The sequence below is a fragment of the Tardiphaga sp. 285_C5_N1_2 genome (assembly GCF_052076065.1).
GTDB lineage: Bacteria > Pseudomonadota > Alphaproteobacteria > Rhizobiales > Xanthobacteraceae > Tardiphaga > Tardiphaga robiniae.
The window spans coordinates 2,297,927-2,309,906 of record NZ_CP197241.1 but is presented as its reverse complement, the minus strand read 5'-3'; the positions used below and the strand labels follow the sequence as shown (position 1 = coordinate 2,309,906).

The 11,980-nt window shown below is 61.2% G+C and carries 11 protein-coding genes; all 11 read left to right on the top strand.

What is annotated here, in order from left to right; all coding sequences use genetic code 11:
• Positions 1 to 11 precede the first annotated feature (11 nt).
• The 11 genes from purF (at position 12) to AB7951_RS11010 (ending at position 11,969) form a co-directional block, all read left to right on the top strand.
• Positions 12 to 1,505, top strand: coding sequence for an amidophosphoribosyltransferase (purF, locus tag AB7951_RS11060; RefSeq protein WP_081421779.1), 1,494 nt, complete (start codon positions 12 to 14; stop codon positions 1,503 to 1,505).
• 163 nt (positions 1,506 to 1,668) lie between these two features.
• Complete coding sequence (locus AB7951_RS11055; protein ID WP_439061686.1) at positions 1,669 to 2,412, top strand: SDR family NAD(P)-dependent oxidoreductase; 744 nt, start codon at positions 1,669 to 1,671, stop codon at positions 2,410 to 2,412.
• Positions 2,413 to 2,515: 103 nt separating this feature from the next.
• Entirely contained in the window at positions 2,516 to 3,157 is a 642-nt protein-coding gene (locus AB7951_RS11050) for an HAD family hydrolase (protein ID WP_120292297.1), read from the top strand.
• Between the two features lie 124 nt (positions 3,158 to 3,281).
• The gene (locus AB7951_RS11045; RefSeq protein WP_120292295.1) at positions 3,282 to 4,415 is read left to right on the top strand and encodes a hypothetical protein; all 1,134 of its coding nucleotides are present in this window, start codon (positions 3,282 to 3,284) and stop codon (positions 4,413 to 4,415) included.
• A gap of 249 nt (positions 4,416 to 4,664) precedes the next feature.
• Positions 4,665 to 5,477 (top strand): methyltransferase domain-containing protein, encoded by an 813-nt coding sequence (locus tag AB7951_RS11040; protein WP_120292293.1) that lies wholly within the window; start codon positions 4,665 to 4,667, stop codon positions 5,475 to 5,477.
• A 154-nt stretch (positions 5,478 to 5,631) separates the two neighbouring features.
• Complete coding sequence (locus AB7951_RS11035) at positions 5,632 to 5,784, top strand: hypothetical protein (RefSeq protein ID WP_176454537.1); 153 nt, start codon at positions 5,632 to 5,634, stop codon at positions 5,782 to 5,784.
• 4 nt (positions 5,785 to 5,788) lie between these two features.
• On the top strand, positions 5,789 to 6,319 hold the full coding sequence (locus tag AB7951_RS11030) for an RNA polymerase sigma factor (protein WP_120292291.1): 531 nt from the start codon (positions 5,789 to 5,791) through the stop codon (positions 6,317 to 6,319).
• 112 nt (positions 6,320 to 6,431) lie between these two features.
• Positions 6,432 to 7,376 carry a FecR domain-containing protein gene (locus AB7951_RS11025; RefSeq protein WP_158596854.1) on the top strand — a complete coding sequence of 315 codons (945 nt, stop codon included), beginning with the start codon at positions 6,432 to 6,434 and terminating at the stop codon, positions 7,374 to 7,376.
• 220 nt (positions 7,377 to 7,596) lie between these two features.
• Positions 7,597 to 10,179 carry a TonB-dependent hemoglobin/transferrin/lactoferrin family receptor gene (locus AB7951_RS11020; protein WP_441255776.1) on the top strand — a complete coding sequence of 861 codons (2,583 nt, stop codon included), beginning with the start codon at positions 7,597 to 7,599 and terminating at the stop codon, positions 10,177 to 10,179.
• A gap of 73 nt (positions 10,180 to 10,252) precedes the next feature.
• Positions 10,253 to 11,068: a hypothetical protein gene (locus AB7951_RS11015; RefSeq protein WP_089263918.1), complete on the top strand. Its 816-nt coding sequence runs from the start codon at positions 10,253 to 10,255 to the stop codon at positions 11,066 to 11,068.
• A gap of 145 nt (positions 11,069 to 11,213) precedes the next feature.
• Positions 11,214 to 11,969: a hypothetical protein gene (locus tag AB7951_RS11010; protein ID WP_120292285.1), complete on the top strand. Its 756-nt coding sequence runs from the start codon at positions 11,214 to 11,216 to the stop codon at positions 11,967 to 11,969.
• Positions 11,970 to 11,980: the final 11 nt, after the last annotated feature.

The following is an 11,980-nucleotide window of genomic DNA, read 5'->3' as shown; positions in this document are numbered from 1 at the left end:
TGAAAGGCGCGATGGATCCGATGCAGAGCCCTTCCGACGACGCGAGCACCACCATGCGAAATCCCGATCTAGACGGCGACATGCTCCGCGAAAAATGCGGTGTATTTGGTATCTACGGCCATCCCGATGCGGCGGCGATCACCGCGCTCGGTCTCCACGCCCTCCAGCATCGCGGCCAGGAAGCGGCCGGCATCGTCGCCTTCGACGGCAAGCGCTTCCATTCCGAACGTCGCCTCGGCCTCGTCGGCGACACCTTCTCCCGCCGCGAAGTGATCGAGCGCCTGCCCGGCACCGCCGCCGTCGGCCATACCCGCTACTCCACCACGGGCGAAACCATTCTCCGCAACGTCCAGCCGCTATTCGCCGAACTCAATGCCGGCGGTTTTGCAGTGGCCCATAACGGCAACCTCACCAACGGTCTGACCCTGCGCCGCGAGCTCGTGAAGAACGGCGCGATGATGCAGTCGACCACCGACACCGAGGTCATCCTGCACCTCGTCGCGCATTCCAAGCGCAACCGTTTCATCGACCGCTATATTGAAGCACTCCGCGCCATCGAAGGCGCCTATGCGCTGGTGTCGCTGACCAACAAGAAGCTGGTCGGCGCCCGTGATCCGCTCGGCATCCGCCCGCTGGTGCTGGGTGAACTTGACGGCTCGCCGATCCTCGCCTCGGAAACCTGCGCGCTCGACATCATCGGCGCCAAGTACATCCGCGACATCGAGCCTGGCGAAGTCATCGTGTTCGATGAGAACGGCGCGCAGAGCCACAAGCCGTTCGCGCCGCAAGCGCCGCGCCCCTGCATCTTCGAATATATCTACTTCGCGCGCCCCGACTCGATCGTCGGCGGCCGCTCGGTCTACGACACCCGCAAGGCGATGGGCGAACAGCTCGCCCGCGAGACCCATGTGGAAGCCGACGTGATCGTGCCGGTGCCGGACTCCGGCGTGCCTGCCGCGATCGGCTACTCCCGCGCTTCGGGCGTGCCGTTCGAACTCGGCATCATCCGTAATCACTATGTCGGCCGCACCTTCATCCAGCCGACCCAGAGCGTGCGCGAACTCGGCGTGCGCATGAAACATTCGGCCAACCGCGCCGCCATCGAAGGCAAGCGCATTGTGCTGATCGACGACAGTCTGGTGCGCGGCACCACGTCGAAGAAGATCGTCAAGATGATGCGCGACGCCGGCGCCAGGGAAGTCCATTTCCGCATCGCCTCGCCGCCGATCACCCATCCCGACTATTATGGCATCGACACGCCGGACCGCGCCGGTCTCCTCGCCGCCACGCACACGCTGGAAGAAATGCGCGACCTGATCGGCGCGGACTCGCTGGCCTTCGTTTCCGTCGACGGCATCTACCGCGCCATGGGCGAACCCGGCCGAGATCCCGCCCATCCGAAATTCGCCGACCACTGCTTCACCGGCGACTATCCGACCCCGCTCACCGACATGAGCGAAATCGATGCCCCGCGGCAGCTCTCGCTGCTGGCCGAGGCGAGCTGATCGCAGTCTTATCGGGTGTCATCCCCGCGAAAGCGGGGATCCATAGCGACGATCTAATTTGTTTCGCTCTGGATTAGACACGACCACCTTTCCGCATCATAACCCTCCCGTGTATGGATCCCCGCCTTCGCGGGGATGACGCCTGAGATTTATGAGCCGCGCTATGACCAAACCCCTCGCCTCCCGCATCGCCCTCGTCACCGGCGCCTCGCGCGGCATCGGCTATGCCACTGCGCTGGCGCTGGCCAAGGCCGGCGCGCACATCGTCGCCGTGGCGCGCACCCAGGGTGGCCTTGAAGAACTCGACGACGCGATCCGTGCCGAGGGCAGCAGCGCCACGCTGGTGCCGCTGAACATCACCGACCTCGACGGCCTGTCGCGCCTCGGCGCCGCGCTGCATGAGCGCCATGGCAAGCTCGACATTCTGGTCGGCAATGCCGGCGTCGCAGGCCCCTCGTCGCCGCTCGGCCATATCGAGCTGAAGGCCTGGAACGACACCATGGCCACCAACCTCACCGCCAACTTCCAGCTCATTCGCTGCATGGAACCGCTGCTGCAGCAGTCCGATGCGGGCCGCGCCGTGTTCGTCACATCCGGCACCGCCAGCAAGGCCTCCGCCTATCGCGGCCCCTATGCCGTCTCCAAGGCTGCGCTGGAAACGCTGGTGCGCGTCTGGGCCAATGAGACCGCCACAACCAATATCCGCGTCAACCTGTTCAATCCCGGCCCGGTGCGCACGCATATGCGCGCCATCGTGATGCCCGGCGAGGATCCCGAAACGCTCGACACGCCGGCGCAAGTTGCAGAGACCATCGTGCCGCTTTGCCTGCCGTCATGGACGGAGACCGGGAAGTTCGTCGACTACAAGACCGGCAAGGTGATGGGCTTCCACGCACCTGCCCCATAACTGCTTGCTGCGATCGAGGACCGGGCGCTCGCATTTCCTCAAAGATGCGTAGAACCTATAAGGCGAGAGACCCCGCAAACTGAGACGACATGGATCATCGCTTATGATCGAACTAGTGATCTTTGATTGCGACGGTGTTCTGGTCGATAGCGAGAGGATCGCTCTTGCGGTACTCGCTCAAGCAGCTACTGCTGAGGGGGCTGCGATTAGTGCGGAAGAAGCAATTCGGCTGTTTCGCGGAATGAAAATGGCAGACTGCGTCGCCGAAATTGAACGCAGATCGGGGCGCCGCGTTCGCAATCACTTTGTCGCGGACTTGAGGGAAGCCATAGCGATTGCGTTCGAGGCAAATTTGCAGGCTGTGGAAGGGATTCACGCGGCATTAGCATCAATCACGCTTCCAGTCTGCGTCGCATCAAACGGGCCAATGTCCAAACTTACGCACACTCTCGGATTGACCAAGCTTCTTCCACACTTCGAGGGACGCATATTCAGCGCCTATGAGGTTGGTTCATGGAAGCCGGACCCTGGGCTTTTTCTGCACTCCGCACGATCGCTGGGGGTCAACCCGTCGCGCTGCATCGTCGTTGAAGATTCACTGCCCGGAATTTGGGCGGCCAAGGCCGCCGGAATGCGCGTGCTCGGCTTTACAGCTGGTGACGCCGAAGTGGCGTTGGAACTGGGTACAGATTGCTCCGAACTGTTCGATAGCATGAGCGAGCTTCCGGCCCTGCTGGTAGGCTAGCGTCCTTTTGGGGAATTCGAACTGAGACACCAGCAATCACTGCCTCTCGGTTGACTCATAGCTAGCCGCGTTATTCACTCCCTCCCAAGCGGGACAACCCGCACCGACAATCAGGGAGGTCGTCATGGCGTCGCCAACTCATCGCGCGCGGTCACTGCGTGCACTTGCAACAGCAGCCCTCGCTTTCGCCGCGCTGTCCCTCGCACCTCCCTCCTCCCGCGCCGCCGATATCCCCCGCTTCGAGGTCGACGCGTCCTGGCCGAAGCCGCTGCCGAACAACTGGATCCTCGGCCAGGTCGGCGGCATCACGACCGACAAGGACGGCCATGTCTGGGTGATCCACCGCCCGCGCTCGCTCACCGATGACGAGAAAGGCGCAGCGCTCAATCCGCCGCGCTCGAAATGCTGCGTCTCAGCGCCGCCGGTGCTGGAGTTCGATGCCGCCGGCAATCTATTGCGCTCATGGGGCGGTCCCGGCGAAGGCTACGAATGGGTCGGCCGCGAACATGGCATCGAAGTCGACGAGAAAGGCTTCGTCTGGGTCGGTGGCAATCTCGACAACGACAATGCGATCCTGAAATTCACCACCGACGGCAAATTCGTGATGCAGATCGGCAAGATCGCGCCGAGCAAGGGCAGCAACGACACCACCCAGCTCGGCAAGCCCGCCGAGACCGCCATCGACAAGGATGCCAACGAGATCTATGTCGCAGACGGCTACGGCAATCGCCGCGTCATCGTGTTCGACGCCACCACCGGCGCCTACAAGCGGCACTGGGGTGCCTACGGCAACAAGCCGAATGACGACAAGCAGGCGGCCTATGATCCGAACGCGCCGGTGGCACAACAATTCGGCAATCCCGTGCATTGCGTGAAGCTCGCCAACGACGGCCTTGTCTATGTCTGCGACCGCATCAACAACCGCGTGCAGGTGTTCAAGAAGGACGGCAGCTTCGTGAAGGAGTGGTTCTACGAGAAGGCCACGCTCGGAAATGGCGCGGTGTGGGATCTCGCGGTGTGGCCCGACCCGAAACAGAGCTGGCTCTTGACCGCCGACGGCGAGAACAACGAGATCCGCGTCATCAATCGCGACGACGGCAAGGTCGTCGGCACCTTCGGCCGGAATGGCCGCCAAGCCGGCCAGTTCCACTGGATTCACGCCATGGCTGTCGATGCCAAGGGCAATGTCTACACAGCCGAAGTCGACACCGGAAAGCGCATCCAGAAATTCAGGCTGGTCTCGGATGCGCTGAAGTAGCTGTCGCTAAGAGTTATAGCCAGATCGTCTGTTTCCGGTCCCGACGATGCACGCCCCATGCTGATGCATGCGAACAATGGAGCCGTCCATCATCTGGACAGCCGCATCGTTCGCGCTCCCGGTCTGGGAATTTGAATCGCTGACGTCCGGCCAAACGCAATGGCCCTTGGCCCGGCTCTCGCCCTTCGGGACGAAGCCGACAATCCATGCTAGTCTCGCGCGCCATCAAACGGACGACGGGTGATAGCAATGCTGGAAACGGACAAGTTATTCGCTGGCTCGATTCCGGAAAACTACGACCGCTATATGGTGCCGTTGATTTTCGAGCCCTACGCCGCAGATCTTGCACAACGCGCAGCGTCTTTCGCGCCGGGCTCCGTTCTGGAAATCGCCGCGGGCACCGGAGTCGTCACCCGCGCGTTGGTGCCAAGATTGCCCCCCGGCGCAAGCTATATTGTCACCGACCTCAACCAGCCGATGCTCGACTACGCCGCGTCGCGACAAGCTCCAGACAATCGCATCACATGGCGACAAGCGGACGCTCTGGCGCTCCCGTTTGAAAATGCGGCCTTCGATCTCGTGTGTTGTCAGTTCGGTGCGATGTTCTTTCCTAATCGCCCATCTGCCTACCGCGAAGCGAAGCGAGTTCTGAAGCCCGGAGGACATCTTTTATTCAATGTATGGGATCGCATCGAGGACAATGTATTTGCTGACGATGTGACGAATGCTCTCGCAAAGATTTTCCCGGACGATCCGCCGCGCTTTCTGGCGCGCACGCCGCACGGCTACCACGATACGGCACTGATCCGTCGCGAGCTGGAGGACGCAGGTTTCTCCCATGTGATGATCGAGACGAGAGCCGAACAAAGCCGCGCATCCTCGCCGTGCCTTCCGGCCGTTGCTTATTGTCAGGGAACTGTTCTTCGCACCGAAATCGAAGCCAGAGACGCGGGAAAACTGGAAGCTGCAACCGACTACGCCGCATCTGAAATTGCGCGCAGACATGGCAACGGCGAGGTTGCTGCTAAAATTCAGGCGCACGTGATTGTGGCTGTGGCCTGAGTGTCGGAATATCCCGTACCGGCACTTCGCGGGGCCAGGCTTCCGTGAATTTCGAACCGTTCTATATCACGTCCTCATCAACAACTTGAGCTGGACGGTGGTACCGTCTATCTCTGCCGGAAGATCAGGAGCATCCTGACCACAGGAACCGGTGATGAGCGAGATTTCCGATAGCGACATTGGCGCCGTCGGTGACATGGTCGACGATCTCGTCATGCAGACAACCTATCGTCTGTATGGGTCAGCTATCGTCCCGTTCTCAATGATCACCGCAACGCATCGAATCCCGTCTTGTTCGAACGCGTGACATCATGACCCTCTGGAAGAGCACGATCGCGAGGCTCTTTACGTCACATCGCGCTCATCTCGAAACGCTGGTACGTCGCCGGGTCCGCGATCGTGAAGCGGCTTCGGAGATCGTCCAGGACGTCTTCGCCCGGGTACTTGCCGCCGGCACCAATGGCTCGGACGAAGACAACAAGCGCGTTCTCTACGCTGCAGCCCGGAACGCCGCGATCGATCATAACCTGACGGCATCGCGGCGGCATCATATGCTCGCCGATGTATTGCCTGAACAGCTCAGTCCCGGGCAGCCATCGGAAGACGCAGCACTGCAGGCGCGCGAGGCCGTTGCCGCGCTGGATCGCACGCTCGCGCAGCTTCCCGCCCGAACCCGCGAGATCTTCATTCGCCGACGTGTCAATGGCGAATCCAATGCCGAGATCGGACAGCGGTTCGGCATTTCCGTGAGTGCCGTCGAAAAACATCTGCTACGCGCCATGCAACACTGCCGCGCCGCTGTGAACGATCATCTCAACCTCGCCAGCAAAGATTTCCGCTAAAATGGATGTGGGTTCTTTCTCGTCGCTCGTTGTAAAGGTAGGAGTAGCTGGAACGCTTCTAACGGCAGGAGCATTCCCGCGTCGCCTTTTCGATCGATCGAAGGAATTGCTGATGAAACCTGGCGACCGGCCAACGAAAGCACAGTGCGCCGCCGCTGATCTCTGGCTCATCCGACGCGACGGGACGACAACCGAGGCCGACGAAGCGTCCTTTCGGCAATGGCTCAATGAGGATCATCGTCATCAACTTGCCTATCGCGAAGCAGCGGCGATCTGGCAGCAGCTTGAGGAGCCTGCCATTCGGCTGGCTGCATCCGGCCATCGTCTCGGCAACATCGCTGCCCGGCGCCAGATGAGATGGTGGCCGGCATTGCCCGCAGCGATCGCTGCAGCCTGCGTCATCTGGTTCATCAATCCATCGATGCTCGAGAACTGGCAGGCAGATATTGTCACGGCGCGTGGTCAGGTGGTCGCCCGCGACCTGCCGGACGGCTCCCGCCTCAACATCGGTGCCGACACTGCGCTGGACCTGGACTTCAAGGATGGTCGACGCCGGGTCGTCCTGCGCCATGGCCAGGCCTTTTTCGATGTAAAGCCCGACCAGACCGCCTTTACGGTCGACAGCGGCGCAGGCGAAATCCGCGTGCTCGGGACTGCCTTCAATATCGACCGCACGGCTGATGGTGTCGAGGTGACAGTTCAGCGCGGACTGGTGTCGGTCGCCGGCCATGACCGCGATGCGACCGTCAAGCTATCCGCAAACCAGCATATGCGCGTGTCCGACGGAAAACTCGGCACCGTCGAAACCGGAGACATTGAGGCGAGGCTCGCGTGGATATCCGGCCGTCTGGTCTTCGACCGTGTCCCGCTGCATCGGGTCGTCGAAGCGCTGCAGCGTCAGACATCGAGCCGCATCGTCATCCGCGGTCGCTTCAGCGATCTGCTCGTCTCCGGCACGTTTCCGACCACCAATGTCGATGAAAGCCTCACAGCCATTGCCGGCATGATCGAGGGCAACGTCGCCCAGATCACCCCCTGGGTGACCGTTATCTACTGAATTCCTCCGCTGTTTACCGGAATTCTAAACCGCAACACGTACCGACCTGATGTGGGTTTGATTTCGTGACTCGTTGAACTGGGTGAAGAGCAGAAGCTCTTCGCGGCGCTGGGGCGGCGCACAGCAAACAACGAGACAGCGGAGTTCGTGCGTAATGCGGTTCGGGGGTAGACGGAGCGTCGCTCGCCATGTGGCGAGCGGGCTGATCGGCATATTGCCGTTGATCACGACAGTACCGGCCTTTGGCCAAAACAATGTCGAAGCAACAGCGACCACCCCTACGACCTACCCGCTCAACATTTCCGCCAAACCTCTTGCAGCAGCAATTGCCGATCTCGGCGCCAGCAGCGGATGGCGCATCCTCTACACGATCCAGCTCGCGCCAGACATCCGCAGCCAGCCGTTGCACGGCAATTACACGGTCGCGCAAGCGCTGGGACAACTGCTGGCCGGCACGGGAATTACGTATCGCATCACCGGCCCGAAAGCCGCGTTACTGATCGATCCGTCGCAGAGCCGCGCGGGGCCCGTCCCTTCGGGCGACGGCGTCCAGCTCGATACGATCGTCGTCGATGCGGCCAGGAGCGATAATACGACGGGCTCCGGCTATCAGGGAACGCCGGACTGGGTCTATCAGCGACCGGCCGCGGTCAGCGTGATTTCCCGCGAGGCGATCGAGAGCAGCCCGACGCGCAACGCGCGCGATCTCCTGGACAATGTAGCCGGCGTCTATGCCAATCGCTCGGCGGCGCAGAACCCTGGCATCAGCGTCAATATCCGCGGCCTGCAGGACCAGGACCGCATTGCCACCATGATCGATGGCGCGCGGCAGAACTTCCAGCGCAGCGGCCACGGTGCGACGCAGCGGACCTATGTCGACACCGCCTTCCTGCGCCAGATCGACGTGGAGAAAAGTACGAAGTCGGGCGTTGGAAGCGCCGGCGCACTCGGCGGCCTTGTCAATTTCCGCACCTTCATCGCCGACGACCTGATCAAGCCCGGCAATCAATATGGCGGCGTGGTGAATGCCACTACGGGTACCAATGCGTACAATTTCGATGGCTCGACGGCGGCAGCCGTCCGCGTGTCGGAGCGCTTCTCGGTGCTCGGCGGCGTCAGCTACAAGAACATCGGAGCCTACGATATCGGCAAGAACGGCACCATCGGCGGCGGCACGACGGCCTATGATGGCAATGTCTTCCTGTTCTCCGGCCAGGAGGTGTTCTCGACGATCCTCAAGGCCGAGGCGCTGACGACCGAAGACGTGAAGATCACGATCGGCTGGCTGCATAACGATTCCCGGTACAATACCGGAAACTATGACAACACGATCGCTCGCGGCGGCATCCTGAAGTCCAGTGAGCAGGTCGCCAACGATACGTTCACATCAGCGCTCGACTGGAATCCGGGCAATGACATCGTCGATCTGAAGGCCAAGCTCTACTACAACCACCTCAAGAACGACACGGTCTCCGACGGCGCCGTTGCGCTGACCGGACCATCGAACTTCGTATTCTCGACGCTGGGCGGCAGCGTCGAGAATACCAGCCGTTTCGAGACCGGCATCGGCGCGCTGGCGCTCAATTACGGGCTGGAGGCCTTCACCGACGACGGCAAGACGACGCTGCAGCGCGGATTCCTCGGCCCCAACGGTGTCGATTATTCCAGCCTGCTGACCGGCGGCACGCCGAGCGGAAACCGCGATGTGGTCAGCGGCTTCGGCAGCGCAACTCTCAAGCCAGCGGAATGGGTCACGCTGACCGGCGGCATCCGCTACGACTGGCATCATCTCTATGGCAAGACCACGGTCATTGGTGACCCGCAGTACGACCAGATCGGCGTGAGAATCATCAAGGCCGCAGTGGCGCCATTCTGCAATCGGCGCGGCTGCTCCCTCGGGTCGGCTGCTGTAACGGAGCCGATCTACGGTCCGGCTTATTACACCCCCTATGATGTCGATATCGACAAGTCCGGCGGCGCGTGGCTGCCAAGCTTCACGGTCGCCTTCCAGCCGGTCGAGTGGCTGCAACCCTTTGCCAAATATTCCAAGAGCTATCGGCCACCGACCGTGATGGAATCGTTCCTGAACGGCGGCCACGATGCAAATGAAATCAATGGCTACGCGCCGAACCCGTTCCTGCGTCCGGAGCGCGGCGACACCTACGAAGCCGGCTTCAATGTTTTGGCCAACGGCATCCTGACCGAGCGCGACGCCATCCGCTTCAAGGCCGTCGGTTTCTATCGGGAGATCACCGATTACATCAGCTTCGGCTACATCCTGAACCCGGCGGTGAACACCAGGCAATATGATTCATTCGTAAATCTCGATGGCATCACGCGCATGAAGGGCGTCGAGATCGAGGCCAATTACGACGCGCGATTCTTCTATATCGGCGGCACGGTGACGCGCATCGACACCGACTTCGCCGACAGCTTTACGACCCCGTCAGGCAGGAACATGCCTATCAATGCCGGCCGTGGCGCCGCCGTCATCTTCGAGCAGCCGAAGCTGCGCGTGACGCTCGATGCCGGCATCCGGCTGCTCGACGAGAAACTGACGCTGGGCACACGCATCGTCGACGTGTCGAAGACCGTCCCTGCCCTCGGCTCGCTGCGCAGCGGCTACGAGATGTCGGGCTACCGCGTCTACGACATCTACGGATCCTACAGCTTCGACGAAACGACCAAGCTACGCTTCGCCGTGAACAATGTCACCGATCTCGCTTATGCGCCGGCGGTCGGTGCCAATTTCTACGCCGCGCCGGGCCGTACAGCGACGGTGTCGCTGAACTACAAGTTCTAGAAATTCCCCGCCCATTGGCGTGGATGGAGGCCCACCACAAGGCGGGCAAAACAAGCAGAGAAGGGTTTCGAGAATGGCACTCAATCTTCAGCTTACGGCAGCAAGCAGCGACCTCGCCACATATCTGGCGTCGTATGACGCCAACTTCACCTACAACGGAAACGGCTGGTTCTCCACCTCGTTCACTGGCCAGGATCAATGGTCGGCCGGTGTCGATACCGAAGGCACCGACAACAATCTGCCTTCCGTCATCATGAACATCCATGACTACACCTACACGCCAGGCACCTTCAACGGCGACGTGGAATCGCTCACGCTCGGCCATAATCTTGAATATGTGCCAGCCACGGATCTGTGGGTGCAGGATCAGGAACTGATCATCACCAATAGCAGCGGCTACATGCCCGTCACCACCACCTTCAATCAGGCGATCTATTCGCTGTCGCATGGCGGGCTGGTCGATGGCGGGACGTTCTTCGGTCAGTCGTTCGCGGGTCTGACCGACTACTTCGCCGAACAGGGGACGAACCAGACCGGCACGACGAGCGACGACGTTCTCCTCAGCTTCGCGGGCAACGACGTGCTGAGCGGAAATGGAGCCGTGCTGGTCGATACGTTCCTCTGGAGCGCTGACTATTACGACACCGCCGCGGGCACCGCTGCCCAGGGCTGGGGCAACGACGTCATCACCGACTTCTTCGACGACGCCGACCAGATTCAGTTCGCAGGTTTCGGCTGGGCAAATGCCGCGGCATTCCAGAGTGCGGGCGGCAGCCTGTCCGGCAATGTCATCACCTATGCCGATGCAACCAACGGACTGACCAGCACCATCACCGTGAACTTCGACGGCGGCGGCACGCTGGACTGGAGCGATATCGCCTTCGTCTAACAGACTTCGCTGCGAACTGGCGGCCACGCAACCTGCTGACGCGACGCTGATGTCGCGTCAGCTCCCTGCATCGGGATCGCCTGCAGTGATCACGACGCGCCGCCGGATCACGACGTCCCGACAACCCAAATCCTGAGGAACGACAATGGCACTGACTATCACCTACAGCGAAGCAAGCAGCAACCTGCCCGCTTATCTGGACAACTGGATCGACAATTTCGAATATCGCGGCACCGGAAATTTCAACGCCGTGAAGAACACCACCGACCAATGGTATGCCGGCACACGCATCGTCGGCGGCGTCGACAATGACAAATCGTCGGTCATCGCGAACGGCGATGACTTCTCCTATACGCCGGGCGTCATCGATGGCACGGTCACCAACCTGACACTCGGCAGCAATCTGGCTTATGTCTCATCGACCGACCTGTGGGTCCAGGATCCCGGTCTGTCGATTGGATTCAGCGGCGCAACGCTGACGCCGGCCTTCGATGCTGCGATCACTGATCTGTCGCAGAATGGCAGCCTGAACGGCCTCTACGGCTATTTTGCCGAACAAGGCACCATCCAGACCGGCACCGCCGGCGACGATGTCATGCTGAGCTTCGGTGGCAATGACAGCTTCACTGGCGGCCTTGGCAACGATACGCTCGTTTTCGCCGACGGATGGGCCAATGACGTCGTGCTGGATTTTCACGCGGCCACCGGCGATTTCGACGTCCTCGACCTGCAGGGCGTGACCAACATCTCGAACTATGTCGATCTGTTCTTCAACCACAGCAACTGGTGGGATCAGAGCAACGTGCTCACCATCACCGATGGCGCCAACTCGATCCAGCTCGATGGCTATGTCGGGACAGACATGCTTGGTCTGATCCTGGACGGCCACTTCACCGTCTGAGCAGAGCTGTC